Source organism: Samsonia erythrinae, assembly GCF_004342665.1.
Classification (GTDB): Bacteria; Pseudomonadota; Gammaproteobacteria; order Enterobacterales; family Enterobacteriaceae; genus Samsonia; species Samsonia erythrinae.
Genome location: NZ_SMBY01000002.1, coordinates 45821 through 71307, shown reverse-complemented (window position 1 = coordinate 71307; position 25487 = coordinate 45821). Strand labels below are relative to the sequence as shown.

Sequence of the window (25487 nt, the reverse complement as noted above, 5' to 3'; positions counted from 1 at the left end):
TGGATTTCAATTTACGTAGGTTAATTCAACGTGCTGGATAGAATTAAAGTTTGTTTTACTGAGAGTATTCAAACACAGATAGCGGCGGCAGAGGCGCTGCCGGACGCCATTTCGCGCGGCGCGATGGCAATCGTGCAATCTTTACTGAACGGCAACAAAATCTTGTGCTGCGGCAACGGAACATCCGCCGCCAATGCACAGCATTTCGCCGCCAGTATGATCAACCGCTTTGAAACGGAACGCCCCAGCTTACCGGCTATCGCACTTAATGCGGATAATGTAGTCTTAACTGCGATAGCCAATGACCGTTTGCACGAAGAGGTGTATGCAAAACAAGTCAGAGCGCTCGGTCAGGCTGGCGATGTGCTGCTGGTCATTTCAACCCGAGGTAACAGCCGCGATATCGTTAAAGCCGTAGAATCTGCCGTCACCCGCGACATGACGATTGTTGCCCTGACGGGGTACGATGGCGGAGAGCTGGCCGGGCTGCTTGGGCCTCAGGATGTCGAGATTCGCATCCCTTCACACCGCAGCGCACGTATTCAGGAAGTACACATGCTGACAGTAAACTGCCTGTGTGATTTGATTGATAACACACTTTTTCCACACCAGAACGATTGAAGGAGCACTACATGAGGATAAGTTCTGCACTTGCCGTGCTGTCTATCGCCCTGCTGTTACAAGGCTGTGTCGGGGTTGTCGCTGTTGGCAGCGCCGTAGCGACCAAAGCGGCCACTGACCCACGTACCGTAGGTACGCAGGTCGACGATGGCACACTGGAAGTCCGCGTGACAAATGCAATTAGCAAAGACGAACAGTTGAAAAAAGAAGCCCGCATCGTCACAACGGCTTATCAGGGGAAAGTTCTGTTAACCGGTCAGGCGCCAAACACCGAGATGGCGAACCGTGCGAAACAAATCGCCCTCGGCGTGGAAGGGGCGGAAGCCGTCTACAACGAAATACGTCAGGGCACCCCGGTTTCACTCGGAACCGCCTCCATGGATACCTGGATCACCACCAAGGTTCGATCACAGATTCTGGCAAGTGACACCGTGAAATCCTCTAATGTCAAAGTCACGACGGAAAACGGTGAGGTCTTCCTGTTAGGGCTGGTCACGCAACGTGAAGGGGCCTCCGCGGCGGAAATCGCCAGTAAGGTGAACGGCGTGAAGCACGTGACGACGGCCTTTACCTACCTGCAATAACGCCCCCTGCCGTATGCAACAACCGCTGATGCCTTCATCAGCGGTTGTTATCTCCGTTCACCGTGCCCTCTTTGCCCGATCGAACCCTGACACAACCGGATCAAGCAACCAGAGTGCGCGGCGGGTTTCAACGCCGATCCGGCTCGGTTCTTCAGATACCCGGTACGGCGGAAAGAAAAGGATTGTCGGGGAAAACGGCCTGAGATCCCACATCGGCGCGAATACCGGAGGACATACACCATCAGCACGCCTGACCAATAACGTAACCGCAGATGTCCCCCGCTCTCGCCGACACGACCATTAAGGTGAAGATTCGCGATATCGTCCATCAACAAGAAGCCTCAGCGCAGATGATTGGCGCGTAAAAATGCTTCACCGCCTATCTGCCGCATTTGGCGCAGGATCCATTGCTGACGCTGAATAACATAACCGGAGGGCGCATTGACACGAAACCGAATCGGATTCGGCAACACCGCGGCCAGTAAAGCAGACTCGCTAGCCGTCAGCCTGCTGGCGGATTTATTGAAGTAGTGCCTCGCCGCGGCTTCTACGCCGAAAATGCCGGGACCAAATTCGGCGATATTCAGGTACACGGTCAGGATCCGCCGCTTCGACCAGATCAGTTCAACCCCGGTCGTAATCCCTGCTTCAAGCCCTTTCCGCACCCAGCTACGCCCATCCCACAGAAACAGGTTTTTTACCATCTGCTGCGACAGCGTTGACGCGCCGCGTATTCGCTGCGTATTGCGTTCGTTGTGCTCTAACGCCTTCCCGATCGCATCGAGATCAAACCCCCAATGCTGCGGAAATTTTTGGTCTTCCGCCGCAATCACCGCCAGTACCATTTCCGGCGCGATCTCATTCATTGCAACCCAGTCAGAATGGGCGACATAAGAAAATTCGCCTTTCAGCCAGGCGCTAATCTGCCTGTCTGCCATCACAGCAGAAAAGGGGACAGGCAGAAAGGAAAAGAGCAGGATGCCAGCCAGCCATACGCCAACCACAACTAACGCCCCGCGCACCATCAGGCGCGTAACCCTTTTCAGCAGGCCACCGCGCCGTCGGCTCCTCCTCATTCGATGAGATCCAGTACGCGGGCAACGAGTTTATCAATACCTTTTGCCGCTTCGCTGATGGAGTTAGCCAACATGTAAGCAGGCGTTGTCACAATCTTATGTTCTGCATCCATTACGATATCATCGACCGGACACACGACGTGGATGCCCCCCATCTCATCAACCGCTTCCGCAGTATCGATATCATTACCAATGGTTATACGAACAGGTTCACCGAGTATCTTCGGCAACAGCGCAGGAGAGATGCAAATAAAACCAATTGGTTTATTTTGCTTATAAATTTCCTGTGTGAGCAATTTTAGGGTTTCATCGATCTGACACGCGGTTCCCTGGGTGGCGAAGTCGCTTAAATTTTTCGCGGCGCCAAAACCACCGGGCACAATTAACGCATCCAAATCCTGGGCATTTGCGTTGGAAAGCGGCTCAATTTTTCCTCTGGCGATCCGCGCGGATTCTGCTAAAACGTTGCGATTTTCATCAGTTACGTCGCCGGTAAGGTGGTTAACTACATGTAATTGCGGCTTATCTGGCGCAAAGCAAACGGCTTGTGCGCCAGCACGATCCAGCGCAAGCAGCGTCAACACCGCTTCATGAATCTCGGAACCGTCATAAACACCACAGCCACTGAGGACAATGCCGACTCGTTTCATCATCTTTTCCCTCATTTCATTACATCAACTAATTGATTTTTTAATTGACAAACACTAATCTACATCACACATTTTAATGATTCTTGTAACAAAGATTTCTACATTTGCTATTTTGTTGCTTGATGAAGGTGTACTGTAGTACAGGTTGTCGTTAAGACACGAATATCCGCACTTGCGCGTTTACAAACCCTGAGATCTAAATGCAGGTGCATGTTTTCCCTGGTGTTGGCGCATAATTCGCGCACCCCGACTTCGGTCGGGGTCATTTTTTTTCTACCGGTTGAAAACTTGCCAAGCCCCCGTCTCCCCAAGTCACACTTCATTTCAATTTTCCTATTCGCTTTCGTAACCACGTCCCTGTGAACACCACTGACCCGTATCAGGATCTTTTTTCCGCTTCCGTAACCCAATCACGCAGCACCTGAACATCGTGACGCCAGTCATGCTTAAGCTCATCGATCCACTCCTGCACGTTATCCCACCATGCCGGTAGCGACGAGGTCTGGATCTGCTGGGCGATTTGTTGCAGGTGCCGTAATCCGACAGAACCTGCCGCGCCTTTAATTTTGTGCCCCTCTTCCGTAATGCCTTTCTGGTCGCGCGCCGTCATGTTGGAATCCAGAATTGCCAGATAGCCCGGCATCATTTGTTCAAACATCGCCAGACTCTGATGAATCAATTTCGGCCCGACCAGTTCCAGATACTGCTCCAGCATCGGAATATCCAACAGATCTTCTTTGGCCTCCGCCCTGTCGCCGTCTTTTTCAAGCGTAGCGTCTTCCGTCAGAACCGCATGGTGATCCCAGAACTGCTTGATGACAGCCGTCAGTGCTGGCACCGATAGCGGTTTACTAAGCACATCATCCATGCCCGCATCCAGATACTCACGTTTATCTTTCAGCACGTTCGCCGTCAGCGCCACCAGCGGCGGCAGGCTGCGGTTGCCGTAACGCGCGCGTAACTGGCGGGCGACGTCCAGACCGGTCATATCCGGCAGTTGAATATCCAGCAATACCAGATCGAATTCATCGGGGTCGAACATGTCCAGCGCCGCCTGTCCGGTCATTGCAACGTCGACGCTATTTCCCAGTTTTTCCAGCACGGAACGCGCGACAACCACGTTCAGTTCAATATCTTCCACCAGCAGAACGTGCAGCGCCGGTAACGGCAGCTCTTCGTCCTGTCCGCTTCCCGCTTCATCAACGCCCGGCGCGATGACCGTTAAGGTGAAACAAGAGCCTTTACCCTGTGTGCTGACGACCTGAATATCCCCGCCCATGTTCTGCGCCAGACGTTTTGACACCGCCAGACCGATCCCTGTTCCCGTCGCCGGTTTACCGCCGTTCTGGTCTTTGACCTGATAATACATGGCGAAGATTTTTTCCAGTTCATCCGCCGGGATCCCCATACCGGAATCTTCGACCTCAAAACGCAACCGATCGCCCTTGTCATGCCAGACGCGCACGACAATTTCCCCCTTCGGCGTGAATTTCACGGCGTTACTGAGCAGGTTCCACAGGATCTGCCGCAGGCGCGTGCCGTCGGTAATCACCTTCTGTGGCAGAGGCTGATGCTGCTCCACCACCAGTTTCAGGCCTTTCGGCTCTGCCAACAGCCCGCCGAGATTCTCCAGATCCACCAGAAAACCGGTAAAATCAATCGGCTGATTATCCAGTTGCACCTTGCGGCGCTCCTGTTTGTCCATCTCAATCACGTCATTAAAAATATTCCCCAGCGTAATCGCGCTGACGTGGATGGTTTTCAGGTATTTTTGCTGCTCCGGGTCGAGCTGCGTGTCCAACAGAATGCGGCTCAGACCGACAATGCCATTAAGCGGCGTACGAAGCTCATGGCTGATGGTTGAGATAAATGTGGTCTTCTCCCTGCTGGCGTTCTCTAACGCGTCCTGGTAACGCTTACGCTCCGTTATATCGCGTCCAAATCCCATCAGCCCGTGGCGTTTGCCCATCCGGTCATAAAACGGCACCTTGCGCAGTTCAAAACAGGCTTTACGCCCATCGGGATAAACCAGCCATTGTTCATAAGTCAGGGAAACGTTATGGCGGAACACCTTTTCGTCCGTCTCCATCACTTTCTCAGCAATATCGGGCGAGTAAACGTCCTGCGGCGTCAGGCCTATAAGCTGTTTCTGGCTTTTGCCGACCAGCAGCTCCATCGCACGGTTACAGCCAGAGAACTCTTTGTCTTCGTTGCGGTAGTAAACCAAATCCGGTGAGGCATCCAAAAACGAGCGCAGCAGGGCTGACTGCTGTTCCAGCTCAATCTGCGCCTGCTCGCGATGCGACATCTCTTCTTTAAGCCGGCTCATCACCAGCACGCGCGCCTCTTCCGCCTTGATACGGTCAGCAATCTCCTGATTGAGCTGCGCGATATTCTCCTGAAGCTGCACGTTCAGCTCCAGATCCCGGTGGCGCATCTCTTCGAGTTTTGCCACCAGCTTCGACAACCGCTGGCGCGATTCTTCGAGCTGTTCCACCACCACGGAGAGAAAATACACGGCCCAGGGGGTGATCAGCAGGCCGAAGAAAATGGAGCGCACAATGTCGATATTTTCGACCTCTCCACTGAGCAACAGGGTCACCGCCATCTGCACCACCAGCGCCAGCAGTACCAATATTGAGGCCAGCAGCAGCGAGAAACGGACAAGCCCAAGTTTTACCATCAAATCAACATAATACTGAGCCAACAGGCGAATTTGCTTCATAGCGATTTCCCTTAGTCACCAACTCGCGCATCATAACGTAAAATGGTGACGTGTGCGGCGCCAGCACGCAGATTTACGACGTAGCGAATGCCGTTATCGGCGCGATTCATCGTCATGGTAGCAATAGGGACTCCCCAGCGCGGAGCCTTGCACCCCTTGCGTTCGCAGGTAGCGGTCCAGTTCCACCATGCCCGTCCAGCGGTTTTCACACCAGAGCGGCGCCAGCAGAGTCGGACGACGCGCGCTGGCGGAAACACGATGGTAGATCACCTCCGGCGGCGTATGACGAATCATCTCTCCTGCCGTCTCCACGTAGCGCGTTAGCGCCAGCTCAGGCAGCCTGCCGGCTCGCCAGGCCTTCGCCATCGTACTGCCTTCCACAATATGCAGCGGGTGAAGCTTAACGCCGTCCACGCCGGTCTCAACCACCCGTTCCAGCGTCGATAAACAGCACTGCGCATCTTCGCCCGGTAGCCCGACAATCAGATGGCTGCATACCTTCAGGCCGCGTTTACGGGCGCGGCGGGCGGTTTCCTGATAGCACGCGAAGTCATGTCCGCGATTAATCCGATGCAGCGTTTTATCACTGGCGCTTTGCAGACCCAGTTCCAGCCACACCTCGTAGCCCTGATCATGGTAACGCGACAATAAATCCAGCACCGCATCCGGCACGCAGTCGGGGCGAGTACCGACGCATAGCCCGACCATTTCAGCCTGCTTCAACGCTTCCTGATACAGGCTTTCCAGCACCTGAACTTCGGCATAGGTGCTGGTATACGCCTGAAAATACGCCAGATAGCGTTTTGCCCGGTTCACCTTGCCCGCCTGCGCCGCCAACTGCTGCGCGATGCTGCGTTGCTGCATCTGCTCATCGGCAAACGAAGCCACATTACAGAACGTACAACCGCCGCGCCCCAGCGTGCCGTCACGGTTTGGGCAGTTAAACCCGCCGTGCAGCGTCAGTTTATGGATCTTCTCGCCATAGCGACGTTGAAGATCCCCGCCAAACATATTGATTAATTTTTGCAATTGCATATTCTAACTTGCTCCCTTAAGGAACAGCAGACTACCTTTCTCTCGCCCCCTCCGCGATGACCGCGATCAATCACGCACACCCGCAATAAATGCATTTTTATTCAATTTTAATGAAAATGAAATCACATTCACGCCAATTAATTTTTCTTATCTCATGCACTCATCCGATGAAAAGATGAAGGAATACTTAAAAAGAGTTTCATAAAATCTAAAAGTAGCCATATCCAGAAGAATATCCTGCCATGAAGGGGGGGAAGCAGCATGGATAAGGGTTTCTCATGCTTTTGTATAGTGATACAGCTCACACTTCAATTAAACCCCACGCGCGTCTCTCAGGACATTTTTTTAAATAAAATCATTATCTTTCATAGGAATAATTAAAAATTATCGCTAATCAGCACAATTTGCACTGGTATTTGACCTGAACAGGCTTTCTCGTTAATTTGGAAATCCGCTGGAAGCTTTCCTGACGGGGTCACACCTCGTCATATTTATGCAGTAAATGAAGACTCCCTCTAAAAACAAGTCATTTACCACTTGTGAGACCGCCACGAGAGGCCGAAGAAGAGAGCGTCGCACGAATGTCGCTCAACGCCACGGTGCTTTCTCGCAGTGGGTTGTGAGAGTCACACAGAGCCTGGGGAGGTTCACGAATATGTTGTACGATGCATCCCAAGAGAGAGATAACTGTGGTTTCGGGTTAATCGCCCATATAGAAGGCGAACCGAGCCACAAAGTCGTGCGTACCGCAATTCACGCGCTCGCACGTATGCAGCACCGTGGCGCAATCCTTGCTGACGGCAAGACTGGCGACGGTTGCGGTTTATTACTTCAGAAGCCCGATCGTTTCTTTCGTCTGGTGGCGGAAGAGCGCGGCTGGCGTTTAGCCAAAAACTACGCCGTCGGCATGATGTTTCTCAATCAGGACGAAGATCTGGCGCGCGCCACGCGTCGGATTGTCGAAGAAGAGTTGCAGAACGAGACGCTGTCCGTACTGGGCTGGCGTGAAGTGCCGACCAATCCGGATGTACTCGGTGAAATTGCCCTGTCGTCCATGCCGCGCATTGAGCAAATTTTCGTTAACGCCCCGGCCGGCTGGCGTCAACGTGATATGGAACGCCGCCTGTTTATGGCGCGTCGCCGTATCGAAAAACGTATCGAAGACAAAGAATTCTACGTTTGCAGCTTCTCCAATCTGGTCACGATCTACAAAGGTTTGTGCATGCCGGCGGATCTGCCGCGCTTCTACCTCGATCTGGCCGATCTGCGTCTGGAATCTTCGATCTGCCTGTTCCATCAGCGCTTCTCAACCAACACGGTGCCACGCTGGCCGCTGGCGCAGCCGTTTCGCTATCTGGCGCACAACGGCGAGATCAACACCATCGCCGGTAACCGCCAATGGGCACGGGCGCGCGCCTATAAATTCAAAACGCCGCTCATCCCGGATTTGCAGGATGCCGCGCCGTTCGTCAACGAAACCGGCTCCGACTCCAGTTCGCTGGATAATATGCTGGAACTGTTCCTCAGCGGCGGGATGGATATTGTTCGCGCCATGCGTCTGCTGGTTCCGCCAGCGTGGCAGAACAACCCGGATATGGATCCTGAACTGCGCGCCTTCTTCGACTTTAACTCCATGCACATGGAACCCTGGGACGGCCCGGCCGGCATCGTCATGTCCGACGGGCGCTATGCCGCCTGTAACCTGGATCGTAACGGCCTGCGTCCGGCACGCTATGTCATCACCAAAGACAAACTGATCACCTGCGCGTCTGAAGTCGGCATCTGGGATTACCAGCCCGATGAAGTGGTGGAAAAAGGCCGCGTGGGCCCCGGCGAGCTGATGGTGATCGACACCCGCAGCGGTCGTATTCTGCACTCGGCGGAAACCGATAACGATCTGAAAAGCCGCCATCCGTATAAAGAGTGGATGGAGAAAAACGTTAAGCGTCTGGTGCCGTTTGAAGAGCTGCCGGACGATCGCGTCGGCAGTCGTGAATTTGCTGACGATCTGCTGGAGACTTACCAGAAGCAGTTCGGCTACAGCAGCGAAGAGTTGGATCAGGTCCTCCGCGTACTGGGCGAAAACGGCCAGGAAGCCACGGGATCGATGGGCGACGACACGCCATTCGCCGTGCTGTCGAGCCGTCCGCGTATTATTTATGACTACTTCCGTCAGCAGTTCGCGCAGGTGACCAACCCGCCGATCGATCCGCTGCGTGAAGCCCATGTGATGTCGCTGGCGACCAGCATTGGTCGTGAAATGAACGTCTTCTGTGAAGCGGAAGGCCAGGCGCACCGTCTGAGCTTTAAATCGCCGATTCTGCTTTACTCCGACTTCACCCAACTGACGTCTCAGGATGAGCTGCACTATCGCGCCGACACGTTGGATCTGACGTTTGATCCGTCTAAGCAGTCGCTGCAACAGACGATCGAAAAACTGTGCGACGAAGCGGAAAGCAAAGTCCGAGACGGCGCCGTGCTGCTGGTGCTCTCTGACCGCGGCATTAGTGAATCTCGCTTGCCCGTCCCTGCGCCCATGGCCGTGGGCGCCGTTCAGCGCCGTCTGGTCGAAAAAAGCCTGCGCTGTGATGCCAACATCATTGTCGAAACTGCCAGCGCGCGCGACCCACATCACTTTGCCGTGCTGCTGGGCTTCGGTGCGACGGCGATCTACCCTTACCTCGCCTACGAAACGCTGGCGCGCATGGTGGATAACCACACCATCGACAAACCTTATCGTGCCGTGATGCTGAATTACCGTAACGGCATCAACAAAGGTCTGTATAAGATCATGTCCAAAATGGGCATTTCAACTGTGGCGTCTTATCGCTGTTCCAAACTGTTCGAGGCCGTCGGCCTGCACAAAGACGTCTCGACCCAGTGTTTTCAGGGGGTGGTTAGCCGCATCGGCGGCGCCAACTACAGCGACTTTGAACAGGACTTGCTCAACCTGTCCAAACGCGCCTGGCTGAAGCGTAAAACGCTGGAACAGGGCGGGTTGCTGAAGTTTGTTCACGGCGGTGAATACCATGCCTACAACCCGGATGTCGTCACGACGCTGCAAACGGCGGTGAAAACCGGGGAGTACAGCGATTATGAAAAATACGCCAAACTGGTTAACGAGCGTCCGGCGGCGACATTACGCGATCTGCTGGTGCTGAAACCGCAGGAAGGCGCAGCCATCGCGCTCGACAGCGTTGAACCCGCGACGGAAATGTTCAAACGTTTCGATACTGCGGCCATGTCTATCGGCGCGCTCAGCCCCGAAGCCCATGAATCGCTGGCAGAAGCGATGAACGGACTGGGCGGCTTTTCCAACTCCGGCGAAGGCGGCGAAGATCCGGCGCGTTACGGCACCAATAAAGTGTCCCGCATCAAGCAGGTTGCTTCCGGTCGCTTTGGCGTGACGCCGGCCTATCTGGTCAATGCCGATGTGATTCAGATTAAAGTGGCGCAGGGCGCGAAGCCGGGCGAAGGGGGGCAGCTACCGGGTGATAAAGTCACGCCGTATATTGCCCGTCTGCGTTATTCCGTACCGGGCGTGACGCTGATTTCACCACCGCCGCATCACGATATTTACTCTATCGAAGATTTGGCGCAGTTAATTTTTGACCTCAAGCAGGTTAACCCGAAAGCCATGATTTCGGTCAAACTGGTGTCCGAACCGGGCGTCGGGACTATCGCGACCGGCGTAGCCAAAGCCTATGCGGATTTGATCACTATCGCCGGTTATGACGGCGGCACCGGCGCCAGCCCGCTAACCTCGGTGAAGTACGCGGGCTGCCCGTGGGAGCTGGGTCTGGTGGAAACACAGCAGGCGCTGGTCTCCAACGGTCTGCGTCACAAAATCCGCCTTCAGGTGGATGGCGGCCTGAAAACCGGTGTGGATATCGTCAAAGCGGCAATTCTGGGGGCGGAAAGCTTCGGTTTCGGCACCGGCCCGATGGTCGCGCTGGGCTGTAAGTATCTGCGCATCTGCCACCTGAATAACTGTGCGACGGGCGTAGCGACGCAGGACGAAAAACTGCGCCGCGATCACTACCACGGTCTGCCTGAGCGCGTGGCTAACTACTTCCAGTTCATCGCCCATGAAACTCGCCTGCTGATGGCGGAACTGGGCGTCAGCCGTCTGGTGGATCTGATTGGCCGCACCGACTTGCTGGTTGAACTGGACGGCATCAGCGCCAAACAGCACAAGCTGGATCTGTCGCCGTTACTGCACGCGGCCCAGCCTCAGCCGGGTAAAGCGCTGTACTGCACAGAAGGCAATCCGTCGTTCGACAAGGGCCTGCTCAACAAAGCGTTACTGGCGCAGGCACAGCCGCATGTGGATGCCAAACAAAGCAAGGCGCTCTACTTCGATATCCGTAACACTGACCGTTCCGTCGGCGCGACGCTGTCCGGCGCCATTGCGGAGAAACACGGCGATCAGGGGCTGGCTGGCGATCCGATCAAAGTCTACTTCACCGGTACGGCGGGGCAAAGCTTTGGCGTCTGGAACGCAGGCGGCGTTGAACTCACCCTCACAGGCGATGCCAACGACTATGTGGGCAAGGGGATGGCAGGCGGTTGCATCTCCGTACGGCCTCCGGTGGGCTCCGCTTTCCGTAGCTTTGAGGCCAGCATCATCGGCAACACCTGTCTCTACGGCGCCACCGGCGGTAAGCTGTTTGCCGCAGGCCGCGCGGGCGAACGCTTCGCGGTACGCAACTCCGGCTGCATCACCGTGGTGGAAGGCATCGGCGATAACGGCTGTGAATACATGACGGGCGGTATCGTCTGCGTGCTGGGGCGCACCGGCGTGAACTTCGGCGCAGGCATGACCGGCGGCTTCGCCTATGTACTGGATGAAGACGGCGAATTCCGCAAACGCGTCAACCCGGAACTGGTGGAAGTGCTGGATGTGGAAGATCTGGCTATTCATGAAGAGCATCTGCGCGGCCTGATCACCGAACATGTGCAGCATACCGGTTCACACCGCGGAGAAGAGATCCTCGCTAATTGGCCGGTCTGGGCAGCCAAATTTGCTCTGGTGAAACCGAAGTCAAGTGATGTGAAGGCGTTGTTGGGTCACCGTAGTCGTTCCGCAGCCGAGCTGCGGGTTCAGGCGCAGTAAGGGGTCATCATGAGTCAGAATGTTTACCAGTTTATCGACTTACAGCGCGTTGATCCGCCCAAAAAACCGCTGAAGATCCGTAAAATTGAATTTGTTGAGATCTACGAGCCGTTCTCAGAAAGCCAGTCCAAAGCCCAGGCAGACCGCTGTCTGGCGTGCGGCAACCCTTACTGTGAATGGAAATGTCCGGTACATAACTACATCCCGAACTGGCTGAAGCTGGCGAACGAAGGGCGCATTATCGAAGCGGCTGAGTTATCGCACCAGACCAATAGCCTGCCGGAAGTCTGCGGCCGCGTATGCCCTCAGGATCGTCTGTGCGAAGGGTCTTGTACGCTTAACGCCGAATTCGGCGCGGTCACCATCGGCAACATCGAACGCTATATCAATGATAAAGCGATAGAAATGGGTTGGAAGCCCAGCGTAGCCAACGTCAAACCGACCGGTAAACGCGTCGCTATCGTGGGTGCCGGGCCGGCAGGGCTGGCCTGTGCCGATGTTCTGGCGCGTAATGGCGTGCAGGCCGTCGTCTTCGACCGTCATCCTGAAATCGGTGGACTGCTGACCTTTGGCATCCCCTCCTTCAAGCTGGAAAAAGAGGTGATGGTGAAACGTCGTGAAATCTTCACCGAGATGGGCATCGAATTCCGCCTGAACACCGAAGTCGGCCAGGATGTGCAGATGAAAGCGCTGCTGGATGAGTACGATGCCGTCTTCCTCGGTGTCGGCACCTATCAGTCCATGCGTGGCGGACTGGACAATGAAGACGCGCCGGGCGTCTACGATGCCCTGCCCTTCCTGATCGCCAATACTAAACAGCTGATGGGCTTTGAGGCCGCCGCAGACGCGCCTTACGTCAGCATGCAGGGTAAACGCGTCGTTGTACTCGGCGGGGGTGACACCGCGATGGACTGCGTGCGCACCTCGATTCGTCAGGGCGCGACGCACGTTACCTGCGCCTATCGTCGTGATGAAGAGAACATGCCAGGCTCCAAACGCGAAGTGAAAAACGCGCGTGAAGAAGGCGTCGAATTCAAATTCAACCTGCAACCGTTAAGCGTTGAGATCAATGGCGCGGGCAAAGTGTGCGGCGTGAAAATGGCGCGTACCGCGCTGGGCGCGCCGGATGCCAACGGGCGTCGTCGTCCTGAAATCGTAGAGGGTTCCGAGCACGTTCTGGAAGCCGATGCGGTCATCATGGCGTTCGGCTTCCGCCCGCACGCCATGGCGTGGCTGGCGGAGCATGACGTCAAGCTGGACGATCAAGGTCGCATTGTCGCACCGGAAAGCTGCGATAACGCCTTCCAGACCAGCAACCCGAAAATTTTTGCGGGTGGCGATGCGGTACGCGGTTCCGATCTGGTGGTCACCGCCATCGCGGAAGGCCGCAAAGCCGCTGACGGCATCATGAACTATCTGGAAGTGTAAAAGCTTAAGGGCAGCGTCGGCTGCCCTTTTCTTTTTCACGTTTTACTGGAATACAGCGCGATAATATCCTGTTCCGTCAGCATCGGCGTCTGTTCGGCAAACGAGTAGTAGCCCGGTTTATTATCAATATAAATTTGCGATACCAGCCTCTTATTGGCCTCATCTGAGAAAAAACCTGCGGGAATTTCATAGATGTCCGAGTCGCGCAGCCGATAAAACAGGTGTGTTCCGCAAACGCGACAAAACGCCCGTTCTGCCCACGCCGATGATTGCCAGCGCACGATGTTTTCCTCGCCGTCTATCGCGATCGCCGCCCCCTTGCATTCAACCGCCATCAATGGCCCGCCGCCCCATGTCTGGCACATTCCGCAGTGGCAGGCGGTCACATCCCGGACAGGTTCCGTCGTAGAAATCGTCACGCCGCCACATAAACAACGACCTTGATGCATCATCCCCTCCCGTTCTGTTTAATGCTCAACTATCGCAATATCCTATGAGAAAAGAGGCGTATCAACGCCAGTTTCGGTAATAGCATAGGTTATCTCCCACCTTATGCTCAGGAAGCCGGACAACGTTTAACCTGCATCCCCTAAACGTCGTGGTCAGAATGTGAAGTCATCCGCATCATGCCCGCCAATGGAAACCCTTTCTATTTCCCCTGCGGAATATCACACCAGAAAGTCCAATGAAAACTATCACTTTCCACTCTCCGCTAAAGAATTTTTCGGAATAAACCCTGCAACATCACACTAAAGTCCTACACTTATCTCCGGGATTAGCTTGTTTTACTGAGATCGGATTTCATTTAAGGAGGAACTATGGCTACCGAAGTGGCTCTTGTAACCGGAGCAGGTCAGGGTATTGGTCGCGCGATCGCGCTCAGACTGGCGAAAGACGGCTTTGCCGTCGCTATCGTGGACTATAATCAGGAAACGGCGCACAGCGTAGCGCAGGAGATCGAAAAATCGGGCGGACAAGCCATCGCGCTTCAGGCGGATGTCTCAGATCGTGAGGCCGTTTTCGCCGCCGTCGCAGAAACGAAAAAGCGCTTTGGGGATTTTAACGTTATTGTGAATAACGCGGGCATTGCCCCTTCAACGCTCATTGAAGACATCACGCCGGAAATCGTCGATCGCGTTTATAACATTAACGTTAAAGGGGTCATCTGGGGCATTCAGGCCGCGCTCGATGCGTTCAAATCGCTGGGCCACGGTGGGAAGATCATCAACGCCTGCTCGCAGGCCGGACACGTGGGCAACCCTGAACTCGCCGTCTACAGTTCCAGTAAATTCGCCGTACGGGGGCTAACGCAAACCGCCGCACGCGATTTAGCGCCGCTGGGCATTACCGTCAACGGCTATTGTCCGGGGATTGTGAAGACGCCAATGTGGGACGAAATTGATCGAAAAATGTCTGAATCCGCCGGGAAGCCACGCGGTTACGCCACAGAAGAGTTCGCCAAACGCATCACGCTTGGTCGCCTGTCCGAACCGGAAGATGTCGCCGCCTGTGTCTCTTATCTGGCCAGCCACGACTCAGATTATATGACAGGGCAATCGCTGCTGATTGATGGCGGTATGGTGTTCAATTAACAATATGTCCAATTAACAATACATTCAGTTAATGACACGAAGTAAAAGGGCACCGCAACGGTGCCCTCAGGAACGGATTATTTAACGACCCGTAGCGACGGTCTGCCACCGCCTTTAGGCGGCTGCGGCGGCTCGTTATCAGGGCCGGAGCCCTCTTGTAGAGATGCTGAATCAAGCGGACTTTCAACAATCGATATCACTGCGCCTGAAGAAGACGCTTCTTCCTGAACATCTTCAGACTCACCCGTGGATTCGTAAGCGGGCTCAGGTTCAAACATCGTCCCCGCCCCGTTCTCTCGTGCGTAAATCGCGATGACCGCCGCCATCGGCACATAAACCTGGCGCGGCACGCCGCCAAAACGGGCATTGAAACGAACGCTGTCATCAGCTAACTCAAGGCCGCCAACGGCGCGCGGTGCGATATTCAGCACAATCTGGCCGTCACGGGCGAACTCCATCGGCACCATAACACCCGGCAGCGTCACATCAACCACCAGATGAGGCGTTAATTGGTTATCCAGCAACCAATCATAAAAAGCCCGTAACAGATACGGACGACGAGGAGACAGTTGAGACAACGCCATACAGTTTAACCTCGGGTTTGCAAACGCATTTCACGTTCCACTTCCGTCAGGGAAGCCAGGAACGCATCACGCTCGAAGACGCGTGTCATATAGCCTTTCAGCTCTTTCGCGCCCGATCCGCTAAGCTCAATCCCTAACTGCGGCAAACGCCACAGCAACGGAGCCAGATAACAATCCACAAGGCTGAACTCTTCGCTCATGAAATAAGGCGCTTCATTGAACACCGGGGCAATTGCCAACAGCTCTTCACGCAGTTGCTTGCGCGCCGCATCCGCTTCCTGATCGCTGCCATGCGTGATTTTTTTCAGCAGAGAATACCAGTCGCTCTCGATACGGTGCATCATCAGGCGACTATTGCCGCGCGCCACCGGATAGACGGGCATTAAGGGTGGGTGAGGAAAACGTTCATCCAGATACTCCATGATAATACGGGATTCATAGAGCGTCAGTTCACGATCGACCAACGTCGGCACGGAACCGTAAGGATTGAGGTCAATAAGATCCTGAGGCAGATTATCCATGTCTACCTGCTCAATCTCGACACTCACACCTTTCTCCGCCAATACGATGCGGACCTGATGGCTAAAAATGTCGGACGGACCAGAAAACAGCGTCATTACCGAACGTTTGTTGGCAGCGACAGCCATGAAAACCTCCAAGTTTATCGAGAAATATGGCGAATAACCGAGCAGTCAATAACCTGCAAACTGCTATTCGGAATTTTGCTCGCCGATGTATCAACATCGCCTGACAAAATCCGTCGTTTTAAACTGCGACGATAGCGGGCGCACAGGCAGGAAACCGGCGAACAGTTTATCAGATTTTGTTCGTTTTGTGGGGGGATAAGCGCAAATTCATCGCTAACATATGGAAAGTAAAGCGTATATTTCGAGGAAATTATTTTCAGACATAAAAAACCCGGTGACCAGCACCGGGTTTCTCGTCTCGTTCTCGCTGCAATGCAGCAAGAAATTAACGCTTGGAGAACTGAGGACGACGACGTGCTTTACGCAGACCGACTTTCTTACGTTCAACCTGACGAGCATCGCGGGTAACGAAGCCTGCTTTACGCAGTTCGCTACGCAGAGACTCATCATATTCCATCAGAGCGCGGGTGATACCGTGACGGATCGCACCTGCCTGACCAGAGATACCACCACCTTTAACGGTGATGTACAGATCCAGTTTCTCAACCATGTCGACCAGTTCCAGCGGCTGACGAACTACCATGCGGGCAGTTTCACGACCGAAGTACTGTTCCAGACTACGCTGGTTGATAACGATGTTACCGTTGCCCGGTTTGATGAATACGCGAGCGGCGGAGCTTTTGCGGCGACCAGTGCCGTAGTATTGATTTTCAGCCATTGCCTATAATCCCGATTAAATGTCCAGAACTTGCGGTTGCTGTGCCGCGTGATTGTGCTCGGTACCCGCGTAAACTTTCAGTTTACGGAACATAGCACGACCCAGCGGGCCCTTCGGCAGCATGCCTTTAACCGCGATTTCAATCACACGCTCAGGACGGCGGGCAATCATCTCTTCAAAGGTCGCTTGTTTGATACCACCGATGTGGCCGGTGTGGTGATAATAAATCTTGTCGTTACGCTTGTTACCGGTGACGGCAACTTTGTCAGCGTTCAGAACGATGATGTAATCACCGGTATCAACGTGCGGGGTGTATTCCGCTTTATGCTTGCCGCGCAGACGACGAGCCAGTTCAGTCGCGAGACGGCCTAAAGTTTTACCGTTCGCATCAACAACGTACCAGTCGCGTTTTACGGTTTCTGGTTTAGCTGTAAAAGTTTTCATTAAAAGCTTACCCAATAATTAGTTACACGCAGGTGTTCACCCAAACGCTTAAAAACAGTTAAGGCTCACACGACGATCAAGTCCAGCAAACCTACCCCTTCGAATAGCCATTGCCGGCACGATAAAGTTTTTGGGAAAAAAACTTTGTTGTAACGTGGGGTCGCAGGATTATAGAGAAGTCGCTCTTAAAAATCGACCTTTTTCACGCGAAAATAATCATGAAAGGCCGCGGCCTGCGTTATGCCAAATGCGGCTGACGCAGGTACTCTTCACTTTGCATTTCCTGTAAACGGGATAAACAGCGCTGATATTCAAATTTCAGATGATCTCCCTGATAGATCTCAAACATGGATGCCTGCGCTGAGATAATCAGTTTAATACGGCGCTCATAGCATTCATCCACCAGCGCCAGAAAACGGCGAGCCGTGTTTTCTTCCTTCGTTTCCATTACCGTCACATTGTGCAACAGTACCGTGTGATAGAGACGCGAAAGTGCGATGTAATCATTCTGGCTGCGCGCTTCAGTACACAGCGTGTGGAAATCGACCGCCAGCACGCCGTCGCTCGCGGCGAGTGTCGCTAGCGGGCGATGATTGATTTCCAACACCGGCCCCGGCGTCTGCCACGGTTTCCCGGTCAGGCGGGTAAACATCTGCTGCATCGCGGCCTCCGTCTCGCCATTCAACGGCGAAAGATACAGGTGCGCCTGTGTCAGCGTACGCAGGCGATAATCGATGCCCGCATCAACATTGCGTACTTCGCAGTGCTGCTTAATCAGCGCAATCGCCGGGAGAAAACGCGCACGTTGTAATCCATTGCGGTAGAGATCGTCCGGCGGAATATTCGATGTCGCCACCAGCGCAATGCCACGGGCAAACAACGCTCGCAGCAGTTCAGCCAGCAGCATCGCATCGGTAATGTCAGAGACGAAGAATTCATCGAAACACAGCACGTCGGTTTCCGCCTTGAAACCGTCCGCCACTTTCTCCAGCGGATTCTCCTGCCCTTGTAACTGATTCAGTTCTTCATGCACGCGCAGCATAAAACGGTGGAAGTGCAGGCGCATCTTGCGTTCTGCAGGCAGGCTGTGAAAAAACATATCCATCAGCCAGGTCTTACCGCGCCCGACGCCGCCCCACATGTACAACCCTTTAACCGGCACAGACTCGCGTTTATCACGCCGCCCTAGCCAGTGACGCCATTTTCCTATGCGGCCAGAGATACCGGCATCAACAGCGGCACGCTCGCATAGCGCCTGATGTATCGCTTCCAGACGCACAACGGTTTGCCGCTGCACCTCATCCGGCTGATATTCACCGGCGGAAAGCGCCTGCTGGTAAAGCGCCAAGGGTGTTGTTTGCTGCCGTGTTGTCGGTGAAGTAGCCATCGCGATCCCTGAGAAAAAAGTTAGTCGTGTTTTACCGTGCGTTGCCGACGATTTCAGCCGCAATCGTCGCAGTTAACTACCTTGATATCTGCGGTGAGTCAACATTCTCCGATGTCATTGTGCATCAGGATTCCACTCAGACAAGGTTAACGGTTATAGTGACTATTATTAAGTGAAAAACCCGACGGGACAACGACGTCAAAAGAGGAGCGATTATGACTTGGGAGTATGCGCTGATAGGTTTAGTTGTCGGTATTATTATTGGTGCCGTAGCCATGCGTTTTGGCAACCGTAAACTGCGGCAACAACAGGTATTGCAAAACGAGCTGGAGAAGAGCAAAACCGAGTTAGAAGGGTATCGTCAGGAACTGGTTGGACACTTCGCCCGCAGTGCGGAGCTGTTGGACAACATGGCGGACGATTACCGTCAGTTGTATCAGCACATGGCAAAAAGCTCCAATAGCCTGCTGCCGAACATCCCCGGCCAGGATAACCCATTTAAATATCGCCTGACCGAATCCGAAGCGGATAACGATCAGGCTCCGGTAAACATGCCGCCGCGCGATTATTCCGACGGGGCGTCCGGGCTGCTGCGCGGCGAGGCGCCGACCCGCAAATAATCGCCGTCAGCGATTCCCTAAGCGTGAGGCTTTCTGGCCTCGCGTTTTCCCTCTTGTTCTACACTTAGATGCGATATAGGCCGCAATCGTCATTTTCAGCAATCCGCCAGACAGGCAGTTACAATCTGTTGACGAAACATCAGTGAACTTTACACGCTGAACGTCAGTCTGACTCTTCACCGTGTCTTTAAGTTTATATATCATCGTGTTATTCATCCGCAGGCCATGAGAGTTAATAACAATGAAAAAAACATCATTCTTATTTAGTGTACTGGCAATGAGTATAGGTTTTACCTTATCCACACTCCCCGCAGCTAACGCTGCGCTGCCTGCCGTGGTGCAAGGGCAACAAACGCCAAGTCTGGCGCCGATGCTGGAAAAAGTCTTGCCAGCCGTCGTCAGCGTGCACGTTGAAGGTACACAGGTACAGCGCCAGCGCGTACCGGAAGAGTTCAAATTTTTCTTTGGCCCCAACTTCCCGACGGATAAACAAAGCAGCCGTCCGTTTGAAGGACTGGGCTCCGGCGTCATTATTGATGCCGCGAAAGGCTATGTGCTCACCAACAATCACGTTATCAATAACGCCGACAAGATCAGCGTTCAGCTCAACGACGGACGTGAATATAACGCGAAGTTGATTGGCCGCGACGAGCAAACCGATATCGCTCTGCTACAGCTCAATGATGCCAAAAATCTGGTTGCCGTGAAGCTGGCCGACTCCGATCAGTTGCGCGTCGGTGACTTCGCGGTGGCCGTCGGTAACCCGTTCGGCCTCGGTCAGACCGCAACATCCGGCATTATCTCCGCGCTGGGGCGCAGCGGCCTGAACCTGGAAGGGCTGGAAAACTTCATCCAGACCGATGCCTCCATTAACCGCGGTAACTCCGGCGGCGCGCTGGTTAACCTCAAAGGTGAGCTAATCGGCATCAACACCGCGATTCTGGCGCCGGGCGGCGGCAATATCGGCATTGGTTTCGCCATTCCCAGCAACATGGCGCAGAACCTGGCGCAGCAGCTGGTTGAATTTGGCGAGGTGAAACGTGGGCTGCTGGGTATCAAAGGCAGCGAAATGACATCCGAGATCGCGAAAGCGTTCAAAGTCGATGCACAGCGCGGCGCTTTCGTCAGTGAAGTCTTACCTAAGTCCGCTGCCGCCAAAGCCGGCATCAAGGCTGGTGATGTGCTGATCACACTGGACGGTAAACCGATCAGCAGCTTTGCAGAACTGCGAGCGAAAGTCGGCACCACCGCGCCGGGCAAGACCGTGAAAATCGGCCTGCTGCGTGACGGTAAACAGCAGGAAGTGTCCGTCGTGCTGGATAACAGCGCATCGGCCTCCACCAGCGCAGAAACGCTGTCACCGTTATTGCAGGGAGCATCGCTGACCAACGGCCAGTTGAAAGACGGCAGCAAAGGCGTACAAATTGATAATGTCGCCAAAGATTCTCCCGCCGCGCAAATCGGTCTGCAAAAAGGCGATATCATCATCGGAGTAAACCGCGAGCGGATTGAAAATATCACGCAACTGCGCAAAGTGCTGGAAGCGAAACCTTCAGTATTGGCCCTGAACATTGTCCGCGGTGAAGAAACGATTTACCTGCTGTTGCGCTAATCGCCTATCGCCAGTAACTGAAACCAACGTCGAGCGGCCAGAGCGCCGCCGATGTTAAAAAATTTCCGGGAGAAATTTTTAACGTTGTATCAGCAACGGCCCGTAAGGGTGGCGGACAAGGATGGCACGCCATAAAAAATCGGACGCCGGCCATGCGGTGTCCGAACTTATTCATGGTATCCTCCATGTTATCCCCTTTTTTCCACCATAAATCACGACCATGCTTGCTAAGTTATTACGTTCAGCGTTATTTGGTGTCCTTGTCGCCGGTATTATTCTGGCTGTACTCCCTTTTGTCGGGCCCGACACACCGTTGCTGAAAGGTCGTGATGGAAATAGCGACAGTGCCCCCGTTAGCTACCATCAGGGAGTCACCCGCGCGGCGCCTGCGGTGGTCAATATCTATAATCGGGTTAATCACGCGGAAAAACGTAGCGAAGTCGCAATCCAACCGTTGGGTTCCGGCGTCATTATGAATGAAAAGGGATATATCTTAACCAATAAACATGTCATCAATAACGTACAGCAAATCCAGATTGAACTGTCTGACGGCAGGCTGTACGAGGCGCGAGTGATTGGTTCCGACACCCTGACCGATCTGGCGGTGCTGCAAATCGATGGCACTAACCTCCCCGTCATTCCTATCAACCCGGAGCGTATTCCGCACGTCGGCGACGTCGTGATGGCCATTGGCAACCCTTATAATCTGGGACAAACCGTCACTCAGGGCGTCATCAGCGCCACGGGTCGCGTCAGCCTTAGCGGCTATGGTCAGCAAAGAAGTCAGGTAGGACGTCAAAACCTGCTGCAAACGGATGCGTCGATTAACCGCGGTAATTCCGGCGGCGCGTTGGTCAACACGCTCGGCGAGCTGGTCGGCATCAATACCCTGTCTTTTGATAAAAGCAATAATGGCGAAACGCCGGAGGGGATCAGCTTCGCGATCCCCGTGGCGCTGGCAACCAAAGTGATGGGCAAACTCATTCGCGATGGCCGCGTCGTTAGGGGGTATATTGGCGTCAACGGCGTCCAGCTAGAAAACATTGATACCAGTAACCCCGCCTACAACCGCGATGCGCAGGGAAGATTGACCGGCATTCTCGTCCAGACTATCGATCCGGGCAGCCCGGCGGATAAAGCGGGTATTCGTATCGAAGATATTATCGTTAGCGTGAACAATAAGCCGGCTCGCTCGATTATTGAAACCATGGAGCAGGTTTCGGAAATACGCCCCGGCACCGTTATTCCAGTCACGCTTGAACGAGATGAGAAACAAATCACGCTACAAATGACTATTCAGGAATTTCCTAACCAATAGCAATTGAGGAAACAGGGAAGGGATCGCCGGGAGTGAATAAACAACCGGGTGGTTACACCCGGTCTAAGCGGCTTAGTGAAGAGAGATGTGTGAGAGACTTAATCGGGGGCTTTGACGCGCTCGATGTTCGCCCCTAAAGCACGCAGTTTATCTTCAATGCGGTCATAGCCGCGATCGATATGATAAATACGATCCACCAGCGTTACGCCTTCCGCGATACAGCCGGCCAACACCAGACTGGCGGACGCACGTAAATCGGTTGCCATGACCTGCGCACCGGACAGCGTTTCAACGCCGTGACAAATCACCGTATTGCTCTCGATTTCCGCCTGTGCGCCCATACGGATAAGCTCCGGCACATGCATGAAACGATTCTCAAAGATGGTTTCCGTAATCACGCCGGTGCCTTCGGCGACCAGATTCAGCAGGCTGAACTGTGCTTGCATGTCGGTCGGGAACCCCGGGTGCGGCGAGGTACGCACGGTAACGGCTTTCGGACGCTTACCTTGCATATCCAGACTGATCCAGTCTTCGCCGGTTTCAATCTCCGCGCCGGCTTCACGCAGCTTCGCCAATACCGCATCCAGCGTATCAGGACGGGTATTACGACAGACGATCTTACCGCGGGATACCGCTGCGGCCACCAGAAACGTCCCGGTTTCAATACGGTCAGGCACGACGCGATACACGCCGCCGCCCAGACGGGTGACACCTTCGATGGTGATTTTATCGCTGCCCGCGCCGCTGATTTTCGCCCCCAGCGTATTGAGGAAATTGGCCGTATCGACAATCTCCGGCTCACGCGCCGCATTCTCAATAATCGTGGTGCCTTCCGCCAGCGTCGCCGCGCTCATGATCGTCACCGTAGCGCCGACGCTCACCTTATCCATGACGATGTGCGCGCCTCTTAAGCGGCCATCGACGGTAGCTTTCACATAGCCTTCTTCCAGAACGATCTGCGCCCCGAGTTGCTCAAGGCCGTAAATGTGCAAATCCACCGGGCGCGCGCCAATCGCACAGCCGCCGGGAAGCGATACCTGCCCTTGCCCAAAGCGTGCCACCAGCGGCCCCAACGCCCAGATAGACGCCCGCATGGTTTTCACCAGATCGTAGGGCGCGCAAAATACGTTCACCCGGCTGGCGTCAACATGCACGGAACCATTGCGACTCACATGCGCCCCCAGTTGATCGAGCAGCTTCATGGTGGTGTCAATGTCACGCAGTTTTGGTACGTTCTGAATCTCTACAGGTTCTTCTGCGAGTAACGCGGCGAACAAAATAGGCAATGCGGCATTCTTGGCGCCGGAAATGGTGACTTCCCCCGCCAGGCGGGTTGGCCCTTGAACACGAAATTTATCCATAGTCTTTGTATCTCAATGTCTCAATTCAATCTTTCGTCACGCTGATTCTGGCGGTTGATCGCCGCCCGCAGGAACCCTTAGAAGCCGTTCAGTTTACGATCGCGCTGCCACTCTTCCGGCGTATAGGCTTTGATCGACAACGCATGAATACGATTATCCGCGATGAACGCCATCAGCGGCGCATAGACGGTCTGCTGTTTTTTTACCCGGCTCATTCCGGCAAAAAGCTCGCCCACCGCAATGACCTGAAAATGGCTGCCATCACCAGAAACATGGACTTCTTCCAGTGCCAATGCGTCCATCAGCACATCTTTAATTTCACTATTTTCCATCGCTCTCGATTTCTATGTCAGGGGGAGATGATTTACAGGAGGGTATCTTAGATGAATCTGGCGCTATCTTAAACAAAGAATGCGCCGACGCCGAAAGGGGCCACGCGGCATCGGCGCCGTCGTTTAAGACACGGGAATGATTTCATTCAGGTTATAGAGCGCTATCAGCGTTTTTAGCCGATCGCTGGCTCCCGCGATCGTCATTCCACCACGCGACAATTGCGCCTGATAAACGTGCACCAGCACGGCCAAACCGGCCGAATCAACGCGGTTTAACCCGGACACATCCAGCGTGGTTTTATCCGCGATCAACGCTTCACGCTGCTGCCAGAACGGCAACAGCGTTTCACGATCCAGATCGCCCGTTAACGCCAGCGTTTCACCTTGCGCCTGCCAGTTCAATGCATTCGCCATGTTCATACCCAACTTATTTTTTCTGATCCAGCGTGATGGTCTGCTTCGCCGACGCTTCCAGCTGTTGAGTCAGGCCATCAACCCCTTTCTGACGCAGTATTGTCGCCCACTCGTTCTGCTTAGTGGTGATCATGCTGACGCCCTCGGCAATCATGTCATAAGCTTGCCAGTTGCCCGTTTTGCTGTTCTTGCGCCATTGAAAATCCAGACGCACCGGAGGACGGCCCCCGTTATCAATAATCGTCACGCGGATAGCGACAATATCGGCATTACCCAACGGCTGCTCCGGCGCGATCTGGTAAGTCTGACCGTGATACAGCGCCAGCGCCTGACCGTAAGCCTGCTCCAAATAGGCCTCAAACGCTTTAAAATAGGCATCACGCTGCGCAGGCGTCGCATCTTTATAGTAACGGCCCAGCACCAGCGCGCCGGCGTATCTCACCTGAACGTAAGGCAGCAGTTCTTCACGTACCACATTGCGCAAATAATCTGGGTTCTGTTTGATTTTCGGCTGTTCATTTTTCAAACGGTCAAAAGTTTTTTCCGCTGCTTCATTCATCAAACGATAAGGGTTCGTTTGATCTACCGCGTTGGCTAATGGCGCCACCACCAGTAAAGCTACCATCAGTAAACGTTTAAACATGCAGATATCCTCTTATGGATGTGAAGGAACGGTTGGGGCGTTCTGTTCCGGGGCAGCCGCAGGCGCCGTTCCCGGTTCAGTACCCGATTGACCGGCATTATCTTCGCTATTGCTGCCGCTCTTATATAGGAATTGACCGATGAGGTCTTCCAGCACCATTGCCGACTTGGTGTCCTGAATCACACCGCCGTCTTTGAGGATCGCGGTGCCCATTTCCTCATCCTCAAACCCGATATTCAATGCCAGATACTGCTCGCCCAGCAAACCGGACGTGCGAATAGCCAGCGAACTGGTATCAGGAATATGATCGTAGCGCTGCTGGATATCCATCGCCACGCGCGGCAGATAGGTTTTCTCATCCAGTGAGATATCCGCTACGCGACCAATCACCACGCCGCCGATTTTAATCGGCGAACGGGCCTTCAACCCGCCGATATTGTCGAACGTCGCGTACAGACGGTACGTCGTCTCGCTGCCGATCGATTTGAGATCGGCCACTTTCAGGCATAAAAACAGGACGGCCGCCAGCGCAATCAACATAAACGCGCCAACCCAGACTTCAGTTTTCTTTGTTTGCATC

The 25487-nt window shown here is 54.2% G+C and carries 23 protein-coding genes; 8 read left to right on the top strand and 15 right to left on the bottom strand.

What is annotated here, in order from left to right:
* Positions 1 to 30: 30 nt before the first annotated feature.
* Together diaA and dolP are read left to right on the top strand one after the other, a co-directional pair.
* A complete protein-coding gene (gene diaA / locus EDC54_RS04740; protein WP_132453802.1) occupies positions 31 to 621 on the top strand; it encodes a DnaA initiator-associating protein DiaA in 591 nt (196 codons plus the stop codon).
* An 11-nt stretch (positions 622 to 632) separates the two neighbouring features.
* A complete protein-coding gene (gene dolP / locus EDC54_RS04735; protein WP_132453800.1) occupies positions 633 to 1205 on the top strand; it encodes a division/outer membrane stress-associated lipid-binding lipoprotein in 573 nt (190 codons plus the stop codon).
* 341 nt (positions 1206 to 1546) lie between these two features.
* Here dolP and mtgA read toward each other — a convergent pair whose 3' ends face one another.
* The 4 genes from mtgA to EDC54_RS04715 all read right to left on the bottom strand — a co-directional run bounded on the left by mtgA (position 1547) and on the right by EDC54_RS04715 (position 6691).
* Positions 1547 to 2281, bottom strand: a complete 735-nt coding sequence (gene mtgA / locus EDC54_RS04730) for a monofunctional biosynthetic peptidoglycan transglycosylase (protein WP_132453798.1) — start codon at positions 2279 to 2281, stop codon at positions 1547 to 1549.
* Positions 2278 to 2931: an isoprenoid biosynthesis glyoxalase ElbB gene (gene elbB, locus EDC54_RS04725; protein WP_132454424.1), complete on the bottom strand. Its 654-nt coding sequence runs from the start codon at positions 2929 to 2931 to the stop codon at positions 2278 to 2280. Before elbB ends, mtgA begins: the two co-directional genes overlap by 4 nt.
* A 379-nt stretch (positions 2932 to 3310) precedes the next feature.
* Entirely contained in the window at positions 3311 to 5656 is a 2346-nt protein-coding gene (gene arcB / locus EDC54_RS04720) for an aerobic respiration two-component sensor histidine kinase ArcB (protein ID WP_132453796.1), read from the bottom strand.
* A 93-nt stretch (positions 5657 to 5749) separates the two neighbouring features.
* Positions 5750 to 6691, bottom strand: coding sequence for a TIGR01212 family radical SAM protein (locus tag EDC54_RS04715; protein WP_132453795.1), 942 nt, complete (start codon positions 6689 to 6691; stop codon positions 5750 to 5752).
* 655 nt (positions 6692 to 7346) lie between these two features.
* Here EDC54_RS04715 and gltB point away from each other — a divergent pair.
* Complete coding sequence (gene gltB, locus EDC54_RS04710) at positions 7347 to 11807, top strand: glutamate synthase large subunit (RefSeq protein WP_132453793.1); 4461 nt, start codon at positions 7347 to 7349, stop codon at positions 11805 to 11807.
* A 9-nt stretch (positions 11808 to 11816) separates the two neighbouring features.
* A complete protein-coding gene (locus tag EDC54_RS04705; protein ID WP_132453791.1) occupies positions 11817 to 13235 on the top strand; it encodes a glutamate synthase small subunit in 1419 nt (472 codons plus the stop codon).
* A gap of 35 nt (positions 13236 to 13270) precedes the next feature.
* On the opposite strand, the gene EDC54_RS04700 is transcribed toward EDC54_RS04705, so the two are convergent.
* Positions 13271 to 13684 carry a GFA family protein gene (locus EDC54_RS04700; RefSeq protein ID WP_132454422.1) on the bottom strand — a complete coding sequence of 138 codons (414 nt, stop codon included), beginning with the start codon at positions 13682 to 13684 and terminating at the stop codon, positions 13271 to 13273.
* A gap of 369 nt (positions 13685 to 14053) precedes the next feature.
* On the opposite strand from EDC54_RS04700, the gene EDC54_RS04695 reads away from it, so the two are divergent.
* Positions 14054 to 14827, top strand: coding sequence for a (S)-acetoin forming diacetyl reductase (locus tag EDC54_RS04695; protein ID WP_132453789.1), 774 nt, complete (start codon positions 14054 to 14056; stop codon positions 14825 to 14827).
* 77 nt (positions 14828 to 14904) lie between these two features.
* On the opposite strand, the gene sspB is transcribed toward EDC54_RS04695, so the two are convergent.
* From sspB to zapE, 5 genes are all read right to left on the bottom strand, one after another.
* Entirely contained in the window at positions 14905 to 15411 is a 507-nt protein-coding gene (sspB, locus tag EDC54_RS04690) for a ClpXP protease specificity-enhancing factor (protein ID WP_132453787.1), read from the bottom strand.
* A 5-nt stretch (positions 15412 to 15416) separates the two neighbouring features.
* Positions 15417 to 16058 (bottom strand): stringent starvation protein SspA, encoded by a 642-nt coding sequence (gene sspA / locus EDC54_RS04685; protein ID WP_132453785.1) that lies wholly within the window; start codon positions 16056 to 16058, stop codon positions 15417 to 15419.
* 325 nt (positions 16059 to 16383) lie between these two features.
* Positions 16384 to 16776 carry a 30S ribosomal protein S9 gene (rpsI, locus tag EDC54_RS04680; protein WP_039346610.1) on the bottom strand — a complete coding sequence of 131 codons (393 nt, stop codon included), beginning with the start codon at positions 16774 to 16776 and terminating at the stop codon, positions 16384 to 16386.
* Between the two features lie 15 nt (positions 16777 to 16791).
* Entirely contained in the window at positions 16792 to 17220 is a 429-nt protein-coding gene (gene rplM, locus EDC54_RS04675; RefSeq protein ID WP_012773011.1) for a 50S ribosomal protein L13, read from the bottom strand.
* Between the two features lie 238 nt (positions 17221 to 17458).
* Positions 17459 to 18607: a cell division protein ZapE gene (gene zapE, locus EDC54_RS04670; protein WP_132453783.1), complete on the bottom strand. Its 1149-nt coding sequence runs from the start codon at positions 18605 to 18607 to the stop codon at positions 17459 to 17461.
* Between the two features lie 215 nt (positions 18608 to 18822).
* Here zapE and zapG point away from each other — a divergent pair, with 215 nt between their 5' ends.
* The 3 genes from zapG to degS all read left to right on the top strand — a co-directional run bounded on the left by zapG (position 18823) and on the right by degS (position 22157).
* The gene (zapG, locus tag EDC54_RS04665; RefSeq protein WP_132453781.1) at positions 18823 to 19227 is read left to right on the top strand and encodes a Z-ring associated protein ZapG; all 405 of its coding nucleotides are present in this window, start codon (positions 18823 to 18825) and stop codon (positions 19225 to 19227) included.
* Between the two features lie 241 nt (positions 19228 to 19468).
* Positions 19469 to 20839 carry a serine endoprotease DegQ gene (gene degQ / locus EDC54_RS04660; protein ID WP_132453779.1) on the top strand — a complete coding sequence of 457 codons (1371 nt, stop codon included), beginning with the start codon at positions 19469 to 19471 and terminating at the stop codon, positions 20837 to 20839.
* A gap of 220 nt (positions 20840 to 21059) precedes the next feature.
* Positions 21060 to 22157 (top strand): outer membrane-stress sensor serine endopeptidase DegS, encoded by a 1098-nt coding sequence (gene degS / locus EDC54_RS04655; protein WP_132453777.1) that lies wholly within the window; start codon positions 21060 to 21062, stop codon positions 22155 to 22157.
* Positions 22158 to 22255: 98 nt separating this feature from the next.
* Here the strand turns inward: degS and murA are convergent, their stop codons facing one another.
* The 5 genes from murA to mlaD form a co-directional block, all read right to left on the bottom strand.
* Positions 22256 to 23518 (bottom strand): UDP-N-acetylglucosamine 1-carboxyvinyltransferase, encoded by a 1263-nt coding sequence (gene murA, locus EDC54_RS04650; RefSeq protein WP_132453775.1) that lies wholly within the window; start codon positions 23516 to 23518, stop codon positions 22256 to 22258.
* A 77-nt stretch (positions 23519 to 23595) separates the two neighbouring features.
* Entirely contained in the window at positions 23596 to 23850 is a 255-nt protein-coding gene (ibaG, locus tag EDC54_RS04645) for a BolA family iron metabolism protein IbaG (protein ID WP_132453774.1), read from the bottom strand.
* A 123-nt stretch (positions 23851 to 23973) separates the two neighbouring features.
* On the bottom strand, positions 23974 to 24264 hold the full coding sequence (gene mlaB / locus EDC54_RS04640) for a lipid asymmetry maintenance protein MlaB (protein WP_132453772.1): 291 nt from the start codon (positions 24262 to 24264) through the stop codon (positions 23974 to 23976).
* 13 nt (positions 24265 to 24277) lie between these two features.
* A complete protein-coding gene (mlaC, locus tag EDC54_RS04635; RefSeq protein WP_132453770.1) occupies positions 24278 to 24907 on the bottom strand; it encodes a phospholipid-binding protein MlaC in 630 nt (209 codons plus the stop codon).
* 12 nt (positions 24908 to 24919) lie between these two features.
* The gene (mlaD, locus tag EDC54_RS04630) at positions 24920 to 25486 is read right to left on the bottom strand and encodes an outer membrane lipid asymmetry maintenance protein MlaD (RefSeq protein WP_132453768.1); all 567 of its coding nucleotides are present in this window, start codon (positions 25484 to 25486) and stop codon (positions 24920 to 24922) included.
* Position 25487 lies beyond the last annotated feature (1 nt).

Excerpts from the sequence above, each read along its gene's own strand:
- sspB (WP_132453787.1), bottom strand. The coding sequence starts at position 15,411 with ATGGCGTTGTCTCAACTGTCTCCTCGTCGTCCGTATCTGTTACGGGCT.
- sspA (WP_132453785.1), bottom strand. The coding sequence starts at position 16,058 with ATGGCTGTCGCTGCCAACAAACGTTCGGTAATGACGCTGTTTTCTGGT.
- EDC54_RS04705 (WP_132453791.1), top strand. The coding sequence starts at position 11,817 with ATGAGTCAGAATGTTTACCAGTTTATCGACTTACAGCGCGTTGATCCG.
- EDC54_RS04700 (WP_132454422.1), bottom strand. The coding sequence starts at position 13,684 with ATGCATCAAGGTCGTTGTTTATGTGGCGGCGTGACGATTTCTACGACG.
- mlaB (WP_132453772.1), bottom strand. The coding sequence starts at position 24,264 with ATGGCGAATGCATTGAACTGGCAGGCGCAAGGTGAAACGCTGGCGTTA.
- degS (WP_132453777.1), top strand. The coding sequence starts at position 21,060 with ATGCTTGCTAAGTTATTACGTTCAGCGTTATTTGGTGTCCTTGTCGCC.
- zapG (WP_132453781.1), top strand. The coding sequence starts at position 18,823 with ATGACTTGGGAGTATGCGCTGATAGGTTTAGTTGTCGGTATTATTATT.
- murA (WP_132453775.1), bottom strand. The coding sequence starts at position 23,518 with ATGGATAAATTTCGTGTTCAAGGGCCAACCCGCCTGGCGGGGGAAGTC.
- mtgA (WP_132453798.1), bottom strand. The coding sequence starts at position 2,281 with ATGAGGAGGAGCCGACGGCGCGGTGGCCTGCTGAAAAGGGTTACGCGC.
- EDC54_RS04695 (WP_132453789.1), top strand. The coding sequence starts at position 14,054 with ATGGCTACCGAAGTGGCTCTTGTAACCGGAGCAGGTCAGGGTATTGGT.
- arcB (WP_132453796.1), bottom strand. The coding sequence starts at position 5,656 with ATGAAGCAAATTCGCCTGTTGGCTCAGTATTATGTTGATTTGATGGTA.
- elbB (WP_132454424.1), bottom strand. The coding sequence starts at position 2,931 with ATGAAACGAGTCGGCATTGTCCTCAGTGGCTGTGGTGTTTATGACGGT.
- rpsI (WP_039346610.1), bottom strand. The coding sequence starts at position 16,776 with ATGGCTGAAAATCAATACTACGGCACTGGTCGCCGCAAAAGCTCCGCC.
- zapE (WP_132453783.1), bottom strand. The coding sequence starts at position 18,607 with ATGGCTACTTCACCGACAACACGGCAGCAAACAACACCCTTGGCGCTT.
- degQ (WP_132453779.1), top strand. The coding sequence starts at position 19,469 with ATGAAAAAAACATCATTCTTATTTAGTGTACTGGCAATGAGTATAGGT.
- mlaC (WP_132453770.1), bottom strand. The coding sequence starts at position 24,907 with ATGTTTAAACGTTTACTGATGGTAGCTTTACTGGTGGTGGCGCCATTA.
- EDC54_RS04715 (WP_132453795.1), bottom strand. The coding sequence starts at position 6,691 with ATGCAATTGCAAAAATTAATCAATATGTTTGGCGGGGATCTTCAACGT.
- dolP (WP_132453800.1), top strand. The coding sequence starts at position 633 with ATGAGGATAAGTTCTGCACTTGCCGTGCTGTCTATCGCCCTGCTGTTA.
- rplM (WP_012773011.1), bottom strand. The coding sequence starts at position 17,220 with ATGAAAACTTTTACAGCTAAACCAGAAACCGTAAAACGCGACTGGTAC.
- mlaD (WP_132453768.1), bottom strand. The coding sequence starts at position 25,486 with ATGCAAACAAAGAAAACTGAAGTCTGGGTTGGCGCGTTTATGTTGATT.
- gltB (WP_132453793.1), top strand. The coding sequence starts at position 7,347 with ATGTTGTACGATGCATCCCAAGAGAGAGATAACTGTGGTTTCGGGTTA.
- ibaG (WP_132453774.1), bottom strand. The coding sequence starts at position 23,850 with ATGGAAAATAGTGAAATTAAAGATGTGCTGATGGACGCATTGGCACTG.